This is a genomic window from Streptomyces dioscori, from assembly GCF_003024195.1.
Lineage (GTDB): Bacteria > Actinomycetota > Actinomycetes > Streptomycetales > Streptomycetaceae > Streptomyces > Streptomyces dioscori.
Genome location: NZ_KZ679044.1, coordinates 332,017 through 350,601 on the forward strand (window position 1 = coordinate 332,017; position 18,585 = coordinate 350,601).

18 protein-coding genes are annotated in these 18,585 nt (G+C 72.7%); 14 read left to right on the forward strand and 4 right to left on the reverse strand.

Features of this window, described 5'->3' with window-relative positions; genetic code table 11:
* Nucleotides 1–154: 154 nt before the first annotated feature.
* Entirely contained in the window at nucleotides 155–676 is a 522-nt protein-coding gene (locus tag C6Y14_RS20040; protein ID WP_107018100.1) for a MarR family winged helix-turn-helix transcriptional regulator, read from the reverse strand.
* Between the two features lie 340 nt (nucleotides 677–1,016).
* On the opposite strand from C6Y14_RS20040, the gene ribB reads away from it, so the two are divergent.
* From ribB to C6Y14_RS20090, 11 genes are all read left to right on the forward strand, one after another.
* Nucleotides 1,017–1,688 carry a 3,4-dihydroxy-2-butanone-4-phosphate synthase gene (gene ribB / locus C6Y14_RS20045; protein WP_107018101.1) on the forward strand — a complete coding sequence of 224 codons (672 nt, stop codon included), beginning with the start codon at nucleotides 1,017–1,019 and terminating at the stop codon, nucleotides 1,686–1,688.
* Nucleotides 1,685–2,953, forward strand: a complete 1,269-nt coding sequence (locus tag C6Y14_RS20050) for a lysophospholipid acyltransferase family protein (protein WP_159074281.1) — start codon at nucleotides 1,685–1,687, stop codon at nucleotides 2,951–2,953. Before ribB ends, C6Y14_RS20050 begins: the two co-directional genes overlap by 4 nt.
* Nucleotides 2,954–2,961: 8 nt before the next feature.
* Complete coding sequence (locus tag C6Y14_RS20055; protein WP_159074282.1) at nucleotides 2,962–3,657, forward strand: hypothetical protein; 696 nt, start codon at nucleotides 2,962–2,964, stop codon at nucleotides 3,655–3,657.
* Complete coding sequence (locus C6Y14_RS20060) at nucleotides 3,654–4,418, forward strand: SDR family NAD(P)-dependent oxidoreductase (RefSeq protein WP_107018104.1); 765 nt, start codon at nucleotides 3,654–3,656, stop codon at nucleotides 4,416–4,418. Before C6Y14_RS20055 ends, C6Y14_RS20060 begins: the two co-directional genes overlap by 4 nt.
* Nucleotides 4,418–4,864, forward strand: a complete 447-nt coding sequence (locus C6Y14_RS20065) for an SRPBCC family protein (protein WP_107018105.1) — start codon at nucleotides 4,418–4,420, stop codon at nucleotides 4,862–4,864. Before C6Y14_RS20060 ends, C6Y14_RS20065 begins: the two co-directional genes overlap by 1 nt.
* A gap of 1 nt (nucleotide 4,865) precedes the next feature.
* Nucleotides 4,866–5,039: a hypothetical protein gene (locus C6Y14_RS44150; protein WP_159074283.1), complete on the forward strand. Its 174-nt coding sequence runs from the start codon at nucleotides 4,866–4,868 to the stop codon at nucleotides 5,037–5,039.
* Between the two features lie 208 nt (nucleotides 5,040–5,247).
* Nucleotides 5,248–6,258: a beta-ketoacyl-ACP synthase III gene (locus C6Y14_RS20070; protein ID WP_107018106.1), complete on the forward strand. Its 1,011-nt coding sequence runs from the start codon at nucleotides 5,248–5,250 to the stop codon at nucleotides 6,256–6,258.
* Nucleotides 6,259–6,364: 106 nt separating this feature from the next.
* Entirely contained in the window at nucleotides 6,365–6,553 is a 189-nt protein-coding gene (locus tag C6Y14_RS20075) for a hypothetical protein (protein ID WP_159074284.1), read from the forward strand.
* 830 nt (nucleotides 6,554–7,383) lie between these two features.
* The gene (locus C6Y14_RS20080) at nucleotides 7,384–8,085 is read left to right on the forward strand and encodes a hypothetical protein (RefSeq protein WP_159074285.1); all 702 of its coding nucleotides are present in this window, start codon (nucleotides 7,384–7,386) and stop codon (nucleotides 8,083–8,085) included.
* A 764-nt stretch (nucleotides 8,086–8,849) separates the two neighbouring features.
* Nucleotides 8,850–11,180 carry an MMPL family transporter gene (locus tag C6Y14_RS20085; protein WP_107018109.1) on the forward strand — a complete coding sequence of 777 codons (2,331 nt, stop codon included), beginning with the start codon at nucleotides 8,850–8,852 and terminating at the stop codon, nucleotides 11,178–11,180.
* 209 nt (nucleotides 11,181–11,389) lie between these two features.
* On the forward strand, nucleotides 11,390–11,884 hold the full coding sequence (locus C6Y14_RS20090) for a DUF6197 family protein (RefSeq protein WP_107018110.1): 495 nt from the start codon (nucleotides 11,390–11,392) through the stop codon (nucleotides 11,882–11,884).
* Between the two features lie 39 nt (nucleotides 11,885–11,923).
* Here C6Y14_RS20090 and C6Y14_RS20095 read toward each other — a convergent pair whose 3' ends face one another.
* The 3 genes from C6Y14_RS20095 to C6Y14_RS20105 form a co-directional block, all read right to left on the reverse strand.
* Nucleotides 11,924–12,574 carry a hypothetical protein gene (locus tag C6Y14_RS20095; RefSeq protein WP_107018111.1) on the reverse strand — a complete coding sequence of 217 codons (651 nt, stop codon included), beginning with the start codon at nucleotides 12,572–12,574 and terminating at the stop codon, nucleotides 11,924–11,926.
* A 164-nt stretch (nucleotides 12,575–12,738) separates the two neighbouring features.
* Nucleotides 12,739–13,476 (reverse strand): GntR family transcriptional regulator, encoded by a 738-nt coding sequence (locus C6Y14_RS20100; protein ID WP_107018112.1) that lies wholly within the window; start codon nucleotides 13,474–13,476, stop codon nucleotides 12,739–12,741.
* 204 nt (nucleotides 13,477–13,680) lie between these two features.
* Entirely contained in the window at nucleotides 13,681–15,039 is a 1,359-nt protein-coding gene (locus tag C6Y14_RS20105) for an aspartate aminotransferase family protein (protein ID WP_107018113.1), read from the reverse strand.
* A 233-nt stretch (nucleotides 15,040–15,272) separates the two neighbouring features.
* On the opposite strand from C6Y14_RS20105, the gene C6Y14_RS20110 reads away from it, so the two are divergent.
* The 3 genes from C6Y14_RS20110 (at nucleotide 15,273) to C6Y14_RS20120 (ending at nucleotide 18,545) form a co-directional block, all read left to right on the forward strand.
* Nucleotides 15,273–15,899: a DJ-1/PfpI family protein gene (locus C6Y14_RS20110; RefSeq protein WP_107018114.1), complete on the forward strand. Its 627-nt coding sequence runs from the start codon at nucleotides 15,273–15,275 to the stop codon at nucleotides 15,897–15,899.
* Nucleotides 15,896–16,441, forward strand: a complete 546-nt coding sequence (locus C6Y14_RS20115) for a MarR family winged helix-turn-helix transcriptional regulator (RefSeq protein WP_107018115.1) — start codon at nucleotides 15,896–15,898, stop codon at nucleotides 16,439–16,441. The genes C6Y14_RS20110 and C6Y14_RS20115 overlap by 4 nt, the downstream gene beginning before the upstream one ends.
* A gap of 79 nt (nucleotides 16,442–16,520) precedes the next feature.
* A complete protein-coding gene (locus C6Y14_RS20120; protein WP_107018116.1) occupies nucleotides 16,521–18,545 on the forward strand; it encodes a serine/threonine-protein kinase in 2,025 nt (674 codons plus the stop codon).
* Nucleotides 18,546–18,585 lie beyond the last annotated feature (40 nt).

The following is an 18,585-nucleotide window of genomic DNA, read 5'->3' on the forward strand; positions in this document are numbered from 1 at the left end:
AATCCTTCGTACGGGGCGGCGGTCTTTTTCGTGGGCGGCCTGCCCGGCGGGGTGCCGCCGCGGCCCTGACACCGCGGCGGCCGATCCCCGCGCCGGCCGGCTGCCTCGTGTACCCGGTGCCGGCCGGCTGCCTCGCGTACCCGGCGTCGGCCGGCTACTTCTCGTGCTCGAAGCGGGCCGCCAGAGCCGTCCCGCTGGGGGTGCCGCTGAGGATGCGGCGCAGGCCGCGGGTCATGACCGCCTGTTCATCCCGGCTCAGACAGTCGGTGATCATCGCGTCGGTCTGGGTGTCGATGCCGCGCAGTACGGGGATGAGTTCCTGCCCCCGCGGAGTCAGCCGCAGATAGACGACCCGGCGGTCCACCTGACCGGGCTCGCGGTCGATCAGGCTGCGCTTGGTGAGGGTGTCGACGATGCGGCTGGGGCTCCCGCTCTCGCACACGATCAGGCGGCCCACCTCGGCGAGCGTGAGCGGGGCGCGCTCGGCCAGCACCAGCAGGATCTCCGCCTGGGCCGGCGTCAGGTTGAAGGGCCTGAGCTGCGCGGTCATCTGCCGGGCCCCCTCACGCTGCGCGGCCAGCAGGAGGTAGCGCAGTTCCGAGTCGTGCACAGGTGGCTCGGCCGTGGCGGGCGAGCGGCTCAAGGTCGTGTCCGTGGCGGTCGGGGGGCTGGACATGGCGGCTCCAGGGGGTGCTGTGGGCGTGCTGTCGGTGGACGGCGGTGAACGAGCGGGTGATCACATCATTTCTCGATGATGCAGCATCCATGCCACATCATTCAATGCTACGTCATCGATATACGCCTTTTCCGGCCCCCGTGGCTTGTCCCGGTCCATCCGGAAGGGCAGCTACCACTTTCAGGGACTCCCAGAATGGTGTTGCGACAACGATGCTGGGACATGCATGATGAAGCATCGGTGTTGAGACATCGATGACAAACCATCGATGTCGCGCCATCGAATCCTTGGCCGGTGCACGACCTCACAGCTCAAGCCCACGTCAAGCAAAGGAACCGACATGACCGCGCAGATCCTTGAAGACGCTCCCGTCGCACTCGACGCCCCGATCGTTCTGGACGACGCGGCGGCGGCCGTGGCCGCCATCGCACGCGGGGAGCTCATCGTCGTGGTGGACGACGAGGACAGGGAGAACGAGGGAGACCTGATCGTGGCGGCGGAGTACGCCGACGCCGCGGCCATCAACTACATGATCACCCACGGCCGCGGTCTGGTCTGCGTCTCGGTGACCGAGGAGCAGGCCGAGAAGCTCAACCTGCCCCCCATGGTCGAGCGCAACGAGGACCACCACGGCACCGCGTTCACCGTCAGCGTCGACGGCGGCCCGGAGCACGGCGTCACCACCGGTATATCGGCCCCCGACCGGGCCAGGACGATCGACCTCATGCTGAACGGCACCGGCCAGGACCTGCGCCGGCCGGGCCACATCTTCCCCCTGGTGGCCCGTCCGGGCGGCGTCCTGGAGCGGCCCGGCCACACCGAGGCGGCGGTCGACCTCGCCCGCTTCGCCGGCCTCACGCCCGCCGGCGTCATCGTGGAGATCATCCTTGAGGACGGGACGATGGCCCGCCTCCCCCAGCTCGTCCAGTTCGCCCGCCGCGAGGGCCTGGTCCTGACCAGCATCGAAAAGCTCCGGGAGTACGCCGCCGCCCGCACCGAGCAGGTGAAGTGAGCCGTATCCCCCGGTGGATGGCCGGTGCGTCGAACGCGGTCACCAGACCCGCAGTCACGCACCGGTTCCTCGCCGGAGTGGAAGGGGTCCGGCACCTGCCGGCCGACCGGCCGTTCGTGCTGGTCGCCAACCACAGCAGTTTCGCCGACCACCTCGTCCTGGACGCCGTACTCGAAGCGCTGCGCGACACCCGTACCTCCTACCTCACGAAGGCCGAGGCCTTCGTCCACCCGGTACGCGGCCGGTGGACGCACGGCATGGGCGGCATCCCCGTCGACCGGGACCGCCCCGGCAAGGAACTGCTGGCCGCGGTGGACGGTGTCTTCGCGGACTCCGGCGCCCTCGTGGTCTACCCCGAGGGCACCCGCGGGACGGGCTGGCCCCTGCTGCCCTTCAAGGACGGTGCGTTCCGCTTCGCGGTCCGGGCCGGTGTGCCCGTCATACCGGTGGCGATGTGGGGAGCGCAGCACGTCCTGCCCAAGGGGGCCAGTCTGCCCCGCCGCGCCAAGGTCCGCGTCGTCTTCGGCCCCGCACTGCCCGACGACACCGCCCTGCCCAGGCCCCAGCGGGTCAAAGCCCTGGTGGCGGCGGCGCGCGGAGCGCTGGAGCCACTCGTGGAGACAGCCCGTACCGAACCCGGCCCGGCGCGGATCCGCCAGGCGTCCCTCGAACTGGTCCGGCGCGCCGAGACGGTCGCGGAGACCATGCTCAGCCGTACCGACACCCTGCCCGCGGAGCGGCGCGTGCGGCAGGCGCGCCTCCTGCTCACCCTGGCCCGCCGCACCGATCCGGACAGATTCGCCCGGCCCGACGACCCGGTGGCCGCCGACGCCCGCGTGCTGGCGGCCCGGCTCACCGGACTGCGCGCCCTGGACGCCCCGGCCGTACTGCGCCCCGCGGTGCTGCGCGGCGTCCGGCGCGGCGCCGAGGAGGTACTGAGGAAACACCCCGACCATCTGATGGCCCGCTACCTGCTGGGCCGCTGGCATCTGCTGATGCCCCGGGCCCTGGGCGGCCGGCGCGAGGAAGCGCTGGAGCACCTGCGGCACGCGGCCCGCCTGGGCGCCCACGACACCCGGTACCCCATGGCGTACGCCGAGGCGCTGATCGCGGTCGGCCGCGACGGCGAGGCGGCGGGACAGCTGCGCGACGTGCTCGCCGCCCCCGCACCCGACGTGCGGACGGCGGAGCGGCGGCGCCGGGCCGAGGCCCAGTACCAGCAACTCGCCGGCGCCGGTGCCGGCCCCACGACCCCAAGGGGGTGAGCCCATCCATGAGTACATCAGCGTCGAGCATGTCGGCGCCGAGCACCTCGGCGTCCCTGAAGTGCGGCAACACCCTCGTGGTCTTCGACGGACCCCGCCGGCTCTCCTGGCGAACATCCGTGTCCGGCGACTACACCCCGACAGCCCTGTGGCCCAGCCCGGCGCAGGCGGCCGAGGTACTGGACCACCTGCACGGCGGCGGCTGCCTGCTCGTCCTGCTCGAACAGGAACGCATCTCCGTGCCCATGTACGCCGAAGAGGCCGACCGGCTGCCGCCCGACGTGGCGGACCGCGCGGAACTCACCAGCGACGGTGTGGTGAGCGAACTGCATCTGCCGGTCATGGACTGGCTGCCGCCCGCGCTGCGCGAACGCGGTCTGCGCTTCCTGGAGGACAGCGCGGGGCTGCTGCGGGGGAGTCCCGACCTGCTGCTGCCCCACCTGATCGTGGAGACACCGCCGTACCGGCCGGAGAACCTGCGGTTCGCCCGGCTGCGTACCCCCCGTCCCTTCTCCGAGGACCGCCTCGCACCGGTCACCGACCGGCTGTTCACCGCCGGTGCCCCCGAGACCCCCCTCATCCCCGGCGTCGACGATGTCGCCGGCGTCCCCGATCCCGCAGTCACCGCCGACATCGCGGCCGCGGCCATGTGCCCGGCCGGTCCGGCGATGGCCGCGGCCCACACCTGGGAGAGCACACCATGAGCAGTCCCGCTCCGACGGTCCCGCCTCCGGGCAGTCCGCTGAAGGGCCGAGTGGTGCTCCTGACCGGGGCCGGACGGGGCCTCGGCCTGCTGACCGCGCAGACGCTCCTCGACCAGGGAGCGGCGGTCGTGGCCAACCACCGTTCGCCCTCGGACGGCCTGGACCGCCTCGCCGACAAGCACAAGGACCGGCTCCGGCTCGTCCCCGGCGATGCGGCCACCGACGAGACGGCTGCCCTGCTGGCGGCCGAGGCCCGCAGGTTCGGCCGGCTCGACGTCCTCATCCACAACGCCGCGATCACCCGCGACCAGCCCCTGGTGCGCATGTCGATCGAGGACTGGGACGAGGTGCAGCGGGTCAATCTGCGCGGGGCCTTCCTGACCACCAAGTACGCGGTGAAGACGATGATGCGGGCGCGCTACGGCCGCATCATCTACATCTCCTCCATCACCGCCCTGACCGGGAACGCGGGACAGGCGGCCTACTCCTCCTCCAAGGCGGGACTGCACGGCCTGGCCATGACCGTCTCGCAGGAGTACGCCTCCTACAACATCCGCACCACCACCGTGGCCCCGGGCATCCTCGACACCGGTCTGGGGGCGGCCGTCGCGGGCCCGCAGCGGCGGCGGATGACCGACCGTTCGCTGCTCGGGATCGGCGAGGCGGGACAGACCGCCGAGACGATCGCCTTCCTGGCCTCCCCGGCCGCCGACTACATCAACGCCACGGTCATCCGCACCGACGGAGGAATGAGGTACTGATGAACGCCCACAGCGACGCACACGCCGGCAACGGTCACTCCTCGCACATCCTGATCCCCGCACCGCTCGGGACCGTGCGTCAGATCCTGCTGGAACCCACCGCCCTGGCCGAGTGGAACCCCGCCTTCCTCTCGGTCGGGGGCCCCTCGGAGGCGCTCACCGGCCGGCGCTACCCGCTCGTCGCCCGTGGCGCCCTGCGCGGCCACTGGGAGTACGTCGGCATCGGCGAGACCCTCGTCGAGGGCCGCTGGGAGGTGCCCGGCCTGGCCGAGACCAACAGCTGGAGCCTGCTGCCGCACGGCGAGGGCACCCACGTCACCCACTCCTTCACCCACCGGGGCGCCCTCGCCGCCCTGCTGCGGCCGGCCTTCGCCGGGGTCGCCGACCTCCGTCTGGACCGGCTGTCCGGTCGGGCCGCGCGACGCGCCCTGGCCCAGGTGTCCTGACATGGCTCCCGGCACAGCAACACCCGCTGCCGCGCCGCCCGTCGAGAACACGGCACGGGCCGTCCCGCCCGTGCCCCCCGCCCGCGCCGACTGCTGGGCGCGGCCCACTCCGCTGCATCTGGCCCGGCCCGACAGCGAGTACGCCGAGGACCACATCCTGCGTGGCCTCGACTGAACCGGCCGTCGAACAGGCCGCCCCCCATACGTGACGGGCCCGGCGAAAATCCCCCGCACCGGGCCCGTCACCTCCCACCTCCCACTTCCCGCCTCCCACCCCCCCAGCTCCTTGTTCACTCCCGCCCATCCCCTGACCGTCCGTTCCATCGACCGTCCGTTCCGCCGACCGTCCGCTCCATCGACCGTCCGTTCCAGGGAGACGCATCGTGTCCACACCCCTCGTACCGAGGCCTCCCGCGGGTCCCGCGTACGCCCGTGTAGTCGGCGTGGGCGGCTACCGGCCCTCCCGCGTGGTGCCCAACGCGGAGATCGCCCGCCGCATCGACTCCAGCGACGAGTGGATCCGCGAACGCTCGGGCATCGCCGAACGGCGCTGGGCGGCCGAGCAGGAGAGCGTGGCCCTCATGGGAGCCGCCGCCGCCGAGAAGGCGCTCGCGCACGCCGGAGTCACCGCCGACCGGATCGGCTGTGTCCTGGTCGCCACCTCCACCCACTTCCGCCAACTGCCCGCCGTCGCCGCCGACATCGCCCACCGGGTCGGCACCACGCAGGCCGCGGCCTTCGACCTCTCCGCTGCCTGCGCGGGCTTCACCCACGCCCTGGCGGTCGCCCACGACCTGGTGCGCGGCGGCAGCGCCGACCACGTCCTGGTGGTGGCGACCGAGCGGATGTCCGACCTGATCGACCACGACGACCGTGCCACCGCCTTCCTCTTCGGCGACGGCGCCGGAGCCGTCGTCGTCGGGCCCTGCGACACCCCGGCCATGGGCCCCGTGGTCTGGGGCGCCGACGGGTCGCAGGGCGGGGCCATCGACCAGAGCGCCTCCTGGCTCGAACTGCGTGACGGCACACCGGCGCGCTTCCCGGCGCTGACCATGCAGGGCCAGACCGTGTTCCGCTGGGCCGTCTACGAGATGGCCCGGGTCGCCCGACAGGCCCTGGAGGCAGCCGGGTTGGACGCCGCCGACCTCGATGCCTTCATTCCGCACCAGGCGAACCTGCGCATCGTGGAGAGCCTCGCCACGACACTGCGGCTGCCCGCGCACGTGGCTGTCGCCCGCGACATCGTGCACACGGGGAACACCTCGGCCGCCTCCATCCCGCTGGCGATCGAGCACCTGCTGGCCTCCGGGGCCGTCCGCAGCGGCGGCCTGGCCCTCACCATCGGCTTCGGCGCCGGACTCTCGTACGCCGCCCAGGTGATCACCCTGCCCTGAGGGGCGGTACCGCACCGCACCGCGCCGCACCGCTCGTGTCCACGTACCCCGTAGTCGTCTGTAGTTGCCCGTAGTCGCCGTACCCGGATCTGGAGTTGACATGATCATGCTTGATGCATCCGTCGCGCCGTACACAGCGGGTACCGAGGGGCAGCGGGCGGCAGCCGCGCACCGGGCCGGTGTTCCCGCGGGCGGGGACGAGCCCGCCCCCGTCGTCCCGGTCCACCCGGAGCCGGAGGGGGCGGACTTCACCACCGTCTTCGACATCATGGGCCGCATTTTCAGTGCGGTCTGAACTGACGGCGGCCGCGCGGGTTGCCGCCCGTTCCGGACGGTGACAACGCTGTCGCCATCGTTATCGGCATCGTTATCGCCATCGTTGTCAAGACGGTCGGCGTGACTCCGCCGCACTGGCCGGTTTCGGTCAACTTGTGAGACGCCTGTGTGTGGTGGCGGCTCGCGTCGAGGCCCGGTAATGCGCGGAAAGCCCAGTTCGTGGACGGCCCGGGGCTCCGGCGGCCGGACCGAAACCCCTTTCCCCGGCTGTGGGCGCGCGGCAGGGCCGAACCGGCCGCTGTCGCATTCCGGACCCTGCCGGCCGGCCGTTCGGGGCCAGGGGTGTGAACCGTGCCTCCAGTGCGCAGAGGCACTTCTAGCGTCGCGGCGCGCATCCTTCCGCTCCACCGGTCGTGTGCTCAGTGAGACCCAGTGACGATGGAGGACACCTCCCCGTGAAACCGGCCGTCGCCCGCCCCGGCGATCCGTACCGTCTCTCGCATCCAGCCCTCCGCCCCTCGCGCCGATCGGGACGTACGCGTCCCGTACCGCCACCGCACCGGGCACGGCATCGGACGCTGTTACGGGCCCGGGGCAAGGCAGGCAGCCGGGCGCGACCGGGTTCCGTGGGCCAGGAGCCCGCGAGAACGGAGCGCCTCGGCGCGAGAGCGGAGTGCCTCGGCTGCCCCGGGCTCGCGGGACCGGTACGCCCCGGGTCGGCCCGCTCGCGGCGGGGAGCGGGCCGGCGGTACGCCACCGCCGCCCCGTGCCCCGCCGGGAAGGCTGCCGCGGACCGTGCCGGAAGGCCGGTACGGCTGTGCCGGCGGCCGTCCTTCCGTCCTGCCGCCGATGAATGAGCGCACCGGTCCGCCCGCGGCGGACAGGACGTCACCGCCGGTCGGGAGTGTCGCCCGCCATGTGGCCGAGTTCGCCGGAAGCGGCATCCGCCAGGAGGCGGCCGAGGGTCCCGGCGCCGCCCCCGGGGCCTCCGGGTCGCCCGGTGCGTCCGGGGTGCCGCGCCCGCCCGCGCTTCCGGAGCCGCCGCGCACGATTCCGTCGCAGCGGTACTACACGCTGATCGTCGAACGCATCAGCGTCCTCGCCGCGTTGGGCTTCAACGCCCCGACGATCGCGCGGGCGCTGGGCCACGAGGGCTACACCATGGCGCCGGGCCGCAGCGATCCGATCAGTCTCACCACCGTGCGCCGGCTGCTGCGCGAGAACACGTCCGCGTCCCGTCGCCGGCCCGCCGCCGTACGCGGTGAGGGGCTGGCGGCGCACGAGTGGTGGCTGCAGGATCTGGCCGCGGAGCTGTCCATGCCGTCCATCACCCTGTACGGCTGGGCCCGCCGCGGCTGGGTGACCGTGGTACGCAAGGAGAGCCGTCCCCCGTACCGACTCGTCCTCCAGGCGGACCCCGCCGACACGGCCCGCCTACGGGCCCGCCGCCTGAACACCGAGGGGGAGGGGCTGCGCACCGCCCCGGCCCCGCTCCCGCGTCGGCGCGGGGGTGCCCCGCAGTGCTCGGATCCCGGGGCGGTGGTCCGTTGAGCGGGGACGGGCCGCCGAGGGCCTGCGGGCCCGGCGTTCGCGCGCCGACCGGTGAGGGCTGCCCGGCACCTTCCCCCAGGCCTTCACCCGCCCGGTCCTGATCGGCGGGTGCAGGGGCGGGTTCGGTCCGGTTCTCGACTGCGGCTGCGTGGGGGTGGGCCGCGCAGTTCCCCGCGCCCCTGACGGGGCGGGGGCGCGCAGTTCCCCGCGCCCTTGACGGGGCGGAGGCCGCGCAGTTCCCCGCGCCCCTGACGGGGCGGGGGCCCGCGGACCACCACTTCGCCCCGCACCGGAGCTACGGACGGCCACCGGCACAAGCTGTCGCGTGGTCCGCGGGTCTTCGAGACCGGGCCCCTGCTCGTCACCCGTCGGTGCGCTCGCCCGCCCCGGCCCTCCGCCTGCCCGGCCGCCGATCCGAGCCGTGCGGCCCCGCCGCTCCCCGGCACGTGACTTTTCCGCCATTCGCGCCGCCCTCGGCGGCGGCCCCTTCAGCTCCATCCCTCCGTCGAGCTGCCTCGCCCGCCGCCCTCCCGGCCCCACCCCGTCGCACGGCCACCTGATTCCAGCCTCTCGGGCGCGCTTTCCTCGACGACCCCTCTCAAAGATGTTGCGTCATCGATGTTGCAGCATGCATGATGAGTCATCGATAACGCATCATTGATGTTCCATCATCGACTGTCTCGCGCCCTGATCCATCTGATCCGGTCGTCGTCGGACGGCCCGCCCGCCCCCGCGAGCTGCGGACCCCGATCCCAGGAGTAGAAGTGAAGAAAATCGCCCAACTCGCCGTCGCACGGCCCAAAGCCGTGATCGCCGCCTGGCTGCTGCTGCTCGCCCTGGCCGTCCCCTTCGCGCTCCAGCTGGAGGGTGCGCTGAAGACGGGCGGCTTCTCCGACCCCCGGGGCGAGTCCGTCAAGGCCCAGCGCACCCTGGAGCGCGCGTTCGACGAGGCGCCCAACTCGCTGCTCGTCGTCCTGCACAGCAAGAACGGATCCGTCGAGGACGCCGTCGCGCCGGCCCGCGAGGCGGTGCGGCGGGACGGAGTGTCCGCCGTCACCGACCGCGCCACCCACCCCGAGTGGCTGTCGAAGGACGGCCGCACGACCTTCATCCAGGTGGGCTTCACCAGCGACAACACCACCGTGCAGAACCTCGTACCGGATCTGCGGGACGACGTGCGGGACGCCGTCGGAGCGAACGTCCAGGCCGACGTCACCGGCGCTCCCGCCCTGGACTACGCGCTGAACGTGCATTCCAAGGAGGACGTCACCCGCGCCGAGATGATCGCCTTCCCGGTCCTCTTCGTCGTACTGCTGCTGGTCTTCCGGTCCGTGGCCGCGATGGTCGTCCCGCTGCTCATGGCGGGCGTGACCCTGATGCTCACCCAGTCCATCGGCTACGGGATGACGCGGTTCACGGACGTCAACAGCCTGTTCACCAACATCGTGTCCATGGTCGGCCTGGCCGTCGCCGTCGACTACTCGCTCTTCATCGTCAAGCGCTTCCGTGAGGAACTCGCGGACGGACGCGCCGTGGACGACGCCCTGGACCGCACCATGCGCACGGTCGGGCACTCCGTACTCTTCAGCGGCCTCGCCGTCGTCGTCGCCCTCTCGGCGCTCTTCATCCCCCGCGCCATGTCCTTCACCAGCATCGCCCTGGGCGGCGTGGCCGTGTCCCTGGTCGCCGTGGCCATCGCCGTGACCCTGCTCCCCGCCGTACTGAGCCTGCTGGGCGACCGCATCAACTGGGGCACCCTCCGCAGCCGCAAGACGGCCGGCAAGACGGCTGGTAAGGCGGTCGGTGAGAACGCCGGTGAGGACGCCGGCAAGTCCGGCGCGACCGGCGGCCGTAGCGACGGCCGTAGCGGAGGTCGTTTCTCCGGGCGGCCCGGACTCGTCCTGGCCGGCCTCGTCGTCCTGTTCGCCGCGCTCGCCGCCCCCGCCGCCCAGTTGACCCTGCGCGTCCCGGTCGCCAGCGCGGACATCCTGCCCTCCGACGACAGCGCCCGCATCGGCATGGAGCGCATCAAGCAGGACATCGGCGTACGCGAGATGTTCCCCGTCCAGGTCGTGCTCAGCGCCGACCGCGACCAGGCCGACGCCCTGCTCAGGAGCACCACGGACGTCGCCTCCTACGCGAGGACCGCGCCCGGCGCCGACAAGGTCCAGGACGTCACTTCCCTCGGCCTGCCCGCCGCGTCACTCGCCAAGGCCCTGGCCGACCCCTCGGGCCTTGGCGCGGGCGAGCGCGCCGCACTCGGCCAGTTGTGGACGCTCGACGGAGACCGCCTGGTCACCCGGGTCGTCGTCACCCCGGGCGCCGACCCCGACAGCTCCGCCGCACACCACCTGGTCGACGATCTGCGTGACCACCTCAAGGACCGCGCCGACTCCGCCGTCACCGTCCGCCTGGCCGGAGCCACCGCCACCGGCTCCGACTTCGACGACCTGGTCCTGCGCTCGGTGCCCCTGGTGGTCGCCTCCGTCGCCCTGCTCAGCTTCCTGATCCTGCTGTTCGCCTTCCGCTCCGTCCTGCTGCCGCTGCTGGCCCTGGCCTTCAACATCGCCGTGGTCGGTGCCAGCCTCGGCTTCCTCGCCCTGGTCAGCGGGAACGACGACCACTCGATCAACAGCGTCACCCCGCTGATGCTGTTCGCGGTGATGTTCGGGCTGAGCATGGACTACATGGTGATCATGATCTCCCGGATGCGGGAGAGCTACCTGGGCGGCCTCTCGCACCGCGAGTCGGTCCTGGGCGGCCTGGCCCGTACCGCCGGTCTCGTCAACGGCGCCGCGGCGATCATGGTGGCGGTCTTCGCCTCCTTCACCAGCGCCCAGATCAGCATCGTCCGTGAGCTGGGCATCAGCCTCGCCGTCGCCGTCGTCCTGGACGCGCTCGTCATCCGGCGCCTGGTCATGCCGGCCACGCTCCTGCTGGTCGGCGACCGCGTCTGGGGCCGCCACCGCCGCACCGCCCCGCGGGCCGTCACTCCGGAGCAGGCCGCGGCCCCGCGGCCGGCCTCCGGCACGGACGGCGACGAGGAGGCCGACGCGAACGCACGCCTCCCTCTGGCCGAACCCACCCTGCGCTGACCGAACCGGACCGAGCGGTCCCCCCAACCGCCCAACCCCTGCCAGCCGCTGCGCCGTTCGTCTCGCCTCCCCGGGCCGACGGCGCAGCGTTCTGTGCGCCACCCGGCAGGACATCACCGGGACACCACCAGGACGTCACCGGGGCACCACCAGGACACCCCTGCTCCAGAAGGCATGACATCCCTCCCCACGAGAGGCAGCCCCACCTGATGAGCACAGCCCTGCACCACCCCGACCTCACCGGCCTCACCGCCCTCGGCACGCCGGCGGACGACCCGTACAACCTGGACGACCCGTACGACGAGTACGACGCGCATGGCACGTACGACGCGCACGGTACGTACGACGCGCATGGCACGTACGACGCACGCGGCGCGTACGACGCACGCGACGACAAGGTCTTCCGGCGCGGGGCGCTGCTGATCGCCCGGCGCGGGTGGTGCCAGGGGCAGGGCCTGCTGTACGTCGGAGCCCCGCACGCCCCGCAGGCGGCCAGCCTGGTCGGGGCTCTCGCCTGGGCCGTGACCGGCGACGCGGAGTCCTGCGGTCCGCGGGTGCGCGCGGCCCTGGCCACCGTGCGCCGACGGCTGGACCCCGCGGGCAGCGCCCTGTTCAGCGACTGGGAGCTGCTGTGCGCCTGGAACGACGCCCCGGCCCGCACCCGCGCCGAGACCGTCGCCCTGCTCGGGTCCACCCGGTCGTGAACGGCGAGGTGCTGGGCGCAGCCCTTCCCGGGCCGGGCCCTAGCTGAAGATGATCATCGAGCCCTGGGCCAGGCTCCGGGTCGCCGCCGCGTGCAGGCCCAGCCAGACGTGGCGTTCGCGGGCGAAGGGGCTCGCGTCGAAGGGGGCCGGGGCGGCCGGCTCCTCCAACTCCGTCGGTGCCATCGGGGGTTGCGGCGGCACCGGCGGGTTGGCGGGGTCGATGCCGATCGACGGGGCGACCAGCTCCAGCTCGCGCAGCAGCACCTGGGAGGAGCCCAACGGGCCGCCGCCCGCGAGGAGTTCGTCGCTCGACAGCGGGTGCGGGAAGTCGACGGGGACGTACGCGCCCGCGTGGTCGTAGTGCCAGACCAGGTGGGACTGCTGGGCCGTCGTGTCGAACATCTCCAGCAGCTGCTCGTAGTCGCCGCCCAGTTCGCCGACCGGCGTCACCGGCAGCTGGCACACCTGCAGCAGGTAGGCGCGGCGCAGGAAGTGCAGCGCGTCGTAGTCGAAGCCCGCGACCGGCGCCACATCGCCGGAGAGGCCCGGCATGTACGCGTACACCGGTACCGGCGGTAGTCCGGCCTCGCCCAGCACCTTGTCGTAGAGGGCGAGTTCCTCGGCGAAGGGGTTGTCGGGGGTGTGGCACAACACGTCGACGAGCGGGACCAGCCACAGGTCACAGGCCAACTGAGAGCTCCTCGTTCAGCACGGTGGTCAAGGCAGCGTAATGGGTGAGGGCACGGTAGGTCCCCTTCGTGCGGGTCGGATACCCCACACCGGCCGGCCCACCGCCGGTCTACCGCCGGCCGGCGGCCGCCGGCCCCGCGCCGGCGGCCCTCGGCGGGCGGCTCTCAGCCCTGCGCCAGCACTTCGATGAGTGCCAGCGAGTGGGTGTTGTAGGCCGCGACGATCTCGTGCGCCGCCGGGGCGTCCCGGCGCGTGAGGGCGTCCACCAGTTCCGTGTGCTCGGCCCACAGATGGCCGCGCAGATCGTCGATCCGGCGCAGGTGCTGGACCGCGCACACCCAGGACTGGACGCGCAGCCGGTGCAGGAAGTCGGCGAGGTACGGGTTGCCGAACAGACTGCTCAACTCGCGCCAGAAGCGCAGGTCGTAGCCGATGAGGATGTTCAGATCACCGGCGGCGGCGGCCCGTTGTGCCTCCTCGCCGCGACGGCGCACCCCGGCGAGCGCGGCGGCGGTGCGCGGATCGTCGGAGCGGGTGGCGAGAGCGGCGAGGGCGCCCCGGGTGGTGGTTGCCGACGCGTCGAGCAGCCCGTGGAAGATGCTCTCCGTGACGAGGCTGCGTGCCTCGATCATGCCCCGGTAGTCGTTCAGCGAGTACTCGTGGACGCGGAACCCGCGGTGCTGGTCCGCGTCCAGGAGGCCCTGCGCCGACAGGTCGACCAGGGCCTCACGGACGGGGGTCGCGGAGACGCCGTACTGCTCGGCGATCTCCTTGACCGTGAACTCCTTGCCCGGCTGGAGGCGCCCGGCGAGCACCTCGTCGCGCAGCGCGTCCGCGATCTGCTGCCGCAGGGTGCTGCGGGTGACGGCCCCATTGCCGCCGCCACTGCCGGTGTCGCGCATCGTCCGGGTCCTTCCCCCATCGAATAAGTACTCGCTCATGTCTACGAGCCAGTCACCTTACGCGTTCGATGTCGGGCCACCCGGATTGTGGGAGTCCTGCGTCACACCCCTGAGTCACACCCTCGGCCGCGCCCCCTGTCACACCTCTTTGTCCGGTCTTCGTCCGGTCTTCGTCCGGCCCGCCGGAGCGTCATCGGCGGAGCGTCATCGGGCCGTGTGCTCGTCGGCCACGGAGAGTGCTTCGTCGAGTGCGGCCAGCCCCTCCTTGGCCTCCGCCTCCGAGATGTTGCACGGCGGCACGACATGGGTGCGGTTCATGTTGATGAAGGGCCACAGTCCGTGCGCCTTCGCCGCCGCGCCGAAGGCGGCCATGGGGGCGTTGGCCTCGCCCGCCGGGTTGTAGGGGACGAGGGGTTCGCGGGTCTCCCTGTCCCGTACGAGCTCCAGGGCCCAGAAGACACCGGTGCCGCGCACCTCGCCGACGCTCGGGTGGCGCTCGGCCAGCTCGCGCAGCCCGGGGCCGAGAACCGTCTCGCCGATCCGGGCGGCCTGCTCGACGACGCCCTCCTCCTCCATCACGTTCAGGGTCGCGACGGCGGCGGCGCAGGCGAGCGGATGCCCGGAGTAGGTGAGCCCGCCGGGGTACGGGCGCCGGGCGAACGTGTCGGCGATCGCCCCGGAGATGGCGACGCCGCCGAGCGGCACGTACCCCGAGTTCACGCCCTTGGCGAAGGTCAGCAGGTCCGGTACGACACCGGTGTGGTCGGCGGCGAACCACTCGCCGGTGCGTCCGAAGCCGGCCATGACCTCGTCGAGGACGAAGACGATGCCGTGTTCGTCGCAGAGCGCGCGGACGCCCTCCAGGTAGCCGGGCGGCGGGATCATGATCCCCGCGGTGCCCGGGATCGTCTCCAGGATGATCGCGGCGATGGTGGCCGGGCCCTCGAACGCGATGGTGTCCGCGAGGTGCTGGAGCGCGCGCTCGCACTCCTGCTGCTCGGTCTCCGCGTGGAAGGGGGAGCGGTAGAGGAAGGGGGCCCAGAAGCGCACGACCCCGGCCGTCCCGCTGTCGCTCGGCCAGCGGCGCGGGTCGCCGGTGAGGTTGATGGCGGCGGCGGTGCCCCCGTGGTACGAGCGGTAGGCGCTCAGCACCTTCGGGCGGCCGGTGTGCAGCTTGGCCATCCGGGTGGCGTTCTCGACGGCCTCGGCGCCGCCGTTGGTGAAGAAGATCTTGTCCAGGTCGCCCGGCGTCCGCCGCGCGATCAGCCGTGCCGCCTCCGACCGGGCCTCGACGGCGAACGCGGGCGCGAAGGTGGTGAGCTTCCCGGCCTGCTCCTGGATCGCGGCGACGACCTTCGGGTGCTGGTAGCCGATGTTCGTGAAGACGAGGCCGCTCGTGAAGTCGAGATACCGCTTGCCGTCGTAGTCCCAGAAGTAGGACCCCTCCGCACCGGCGACGGCGAGCGGGTCGATGAGCTCCTGCGCTGACCAGGAGTGGAACACGTGTGCGCGGTCCGCGGCCTTCACGGCGGCGCCGGCCTGGGGGTTGGGCTGAGGGGTCATGCGCCCGAGCGTAGGTGTCCGGGGCGCGGGCGCGACATCGGCGTCCTGTCTGCGGTGCGGCCGGGAAAGCGACAGGTTGTCGTGTGTGGGAGGCCCCGGCCGGGCGCCGGTGAATAGATTGACAGCATGCTGTCGTGATGACAGCATGTTGGCATATCAAGTGAGCCGGTGACCAAGCGAGCCGGTGACCAAGCGAGTGCCCCAGTGAGTGATCGAGTGACCGAGGAGAAGCCATGACCCGCGACAGCGACCGCGATCCCGCCCGTAAGCCCGTGTACCTCGCCGTCTACGACACGCTCGCCGACTGGGAGACCGGTCACACGACCGCGTATCTCGCCCGCGCGGGTTACGAGATCCGGACGGTCGGCCTGTCCGGCGACTCCGTGCGGTCCGTCGGCGGGCTGCGGATCCGGCCCGACGTGACGCTCGACGACGTACGCCCGGAGGACGCCGCGCTGCTGATCCTGCCGGGCGCCGACCTCTGGGACACGGGCGACGAACTCGTCCCCTTCGCCCGCACGGCGCGGGAGTTCCTGGCGGCCGGCGTGCCCGTCGCCGCGATCTGCGGGGCCACCGCGGGACTCGCCCGCGAGGGCCTGCTCGACGACCGCGCGCACACCGCGGCCGTGTCCTTCTATCTGGCCGCCACCGGCTACCGGGGCGGCGAGCGGTACGTGGACGCCGACGCCGTGACGGACGGCGGGCTCGTCACCGCCGGGCCCACCGAGCCCGTCGCGTTCGCGCGGGAGGTGTTCGCCCTGCTCGGCGTGTACGAGGGAGAGGTGCTCGACGCCTGGTACCGGCTCTTCCACGACTCGGACGCGCAGGCGTACGACATCCTTGAGGCGGCCGGACAGTGAGCGGAGCGGCCGAGGAGGGCGGCGGGCGCCAGGACCTGTTCAGCCGGAGCGCGCTCGCGGTCTTCCGGCTGAACGGCCAGTACCTGGGCGTCGCCGAGGAACTGGCCGGACCGGCCGGGCTCACCGCCGCCCGGTGGCAGGTGCTCGGCGCCGTCCTGCGGGAACCCCTGCCCGTCTCGGGGATCGCCCGCGCCATGGGCATCACCCGGCAGAGCGTGCAGCGGATCGCCGACCTGCTGGTCGAGCGGGGGCTCGCCGAGTACGTACCCAACCCCGCCCACCGCCGCGCCAAGCTGCTCCGGCCGACCGGCGAGGGCTTCGACGCCGTCCGGAGGATCGGCCCGGGCCACGCGGCCTTCGCTGACCGGCTCGCCGACACCGTCGGCGGTCTTGAAGGACTGGCCGAGACCGTAGGGGTGCTGGAACGGCTGATCGCAGCGATGGAGACGGTCACGGAGGCGCCCGCGGAAACCGTTACGGGAGTTACGGGAGCGGGCGCCGGACCGGCCCCGGAACCCGTACCCCCTGTTACGGAACCGTAGACACCGCCCCTGCCGTCTCCCCGTTCCGCCGCACTATCCTCGTCGCTGTCGCACATGTACGGGGGAGGGCGGCGTTTCGATGGAGAAGCTCGGACCTGCGGATCCGCACCGCATCGGCGCGTACCGGCTGCTGGCGCGACTCGGCGCGGGCGGTATGGGCCAGGTGTATCTGGCGCGTTCCGACCGCGGACGGACCGTCGCGGTCAAACTCGTCCGCCAGGAACTCGCCGAACAGGAGGAGTTCCGCGCCCGCTTCCGCCAGGAGGTGCGGGCGGCCCGGCGCGTGGGCGGCTACTGGACGGCGCCGGTGCTCGACGCGGACACCGAGGCGGCCATCCCCTGGGTCGCCACCGGCTATGTGGCGGGGCCCTCGCTCCAGGAGGTCGTCGGCCACGACCACGGCGCGCTCCCGGAACGTTCCGTACGGATCCTCGCGGCCGGCCTCGCGCACGCCCTCAAGGACATCCACGCGGCCGGACTGATCCACCGCGACCTCAAACCGTCGAACGTCCTCGTCACGATCGACGGCCCGCGCGTCATCGACTTCGGGATCGCCCGCGCCCTGGAGACGGTCACCGACGGCGGCCTCACCCGCACCGGCGCGCTCGTCGGCTCGCCCGGCTTCATGGCCCCCGAGCAGGTCCGCGGCGACCGGGTCACGCCCGCGTGCGACGTCTTCTGCCTGGGCTCGGTCCTGTCGTACGCGGCCACGGGCGTCCTTCCCTTCGGCGCGGCCAACAGCGGGGTGCACGCCCTGATGTTCCGTATCGCCCAGGAGGAACCGGACCTGGAAGGCGTACCGGAGGGCATCGCCGACCTCGTCCGCCAGTGCCTGCGCAAGGACCCCGCCTCCCGCCCGACGCTCGACGACATCCTGGAGCGCACGGGAGCGGAGGACACGGTCGCGGACGGCCGCAGCCGCGACCCCTGGCTGCCGGGGATGCTGGTGGCCCAACTGGGCCGCCACGCCGTGCAGTTGCTGGACTCGGAGGACCCGGACGTCTCGGCCCGTCCGACGGCGTCCGGGGACGGGTCCGGGGGCGGGGACGGGGACGGGGAAGCTCCGGACCGCACACCCACCCCGGACCCCGAACCCGCCCCGCCCGCTGCCTCCGTACCCCCATCCGTACCCCCATCCGTACCTCCGTCCGTACCCCCTTCCGCGCCCCCGCCCATGGCTTCCCCGGAGCACGCCCCCACCCCCGACGCCTCCTCCCTGCCCGTCCCGGAACCGCCGCCGGGCACGCCCGCCGACCACCTCCCGACGATGACCGCGGGCGGGCCCTCGGCACCGCCTCCGGCCGCCCCGCCCGCACACACCCCGGCCCCGGGCTTCCTCCACCCGGCCTACGGCTATCCCCAGCAGCACCCCCAGCCCGCCGCCGGCTACGGCTACCCGCACCAGCAACAGCAGCACCAGCAGCAGTCCGGCGGTTGGTCGACACCCCCTTACGGCCCGACCCCTCCGTACGGCCCGACCCCTCCGTACGGACCGGGCTTCGCGCCGCAGCCGGAGCCTGAGCCCCCGCGCAGGAACGCCCGTTCCACCGCCGTGCTGATCGTGGTGGCGCTGGTCGTCGCGCTCGGCGCGGGCGCGTCCGTGTACGCGCTCATGAACGGCGGCGGGGACGGCCGGGCGGGCGGCGACCCCAGCGCGTCCCGGACCAAGGACGCGCCCACCACCCCCGGCCCGTCGAGCGGGAAACCCTCGACGCAGCCGTCCGGCACGGGGGAGGAGACACCGGCGGACGGTGCGATCCCCACCGGGTACCTCGGCACCTGGACCGCGGCCATCGACAACGCCACGGGCCGCAACACCCGTCAACTCACCATCCAGCAGGGCGAGGTGGGCGCCACGGTCCTCTCGCTCACCGCGGACGGACCGGCGGACGGCGGCACGTACCACTGTGTGTTCCGGGCGGCGCTCACCGAGGCACCGAGCGACGGCGAACCTCTGCGGATCGGCCCGTCCGAGGTCACCGTCGGCGAACCGGCCTCGTCCTGCTCACCGGGCGCGGCAACGGAGTTGACCCTCCTGCCGGACGGCCGGCTGCGCCGGGTGAACGCGAGCAACGGCGACGCGCTGACGTACACGAAGCAGTAGGGGGCCTTGCCCGCTGTTGACGCGTACACAACCATTCCTT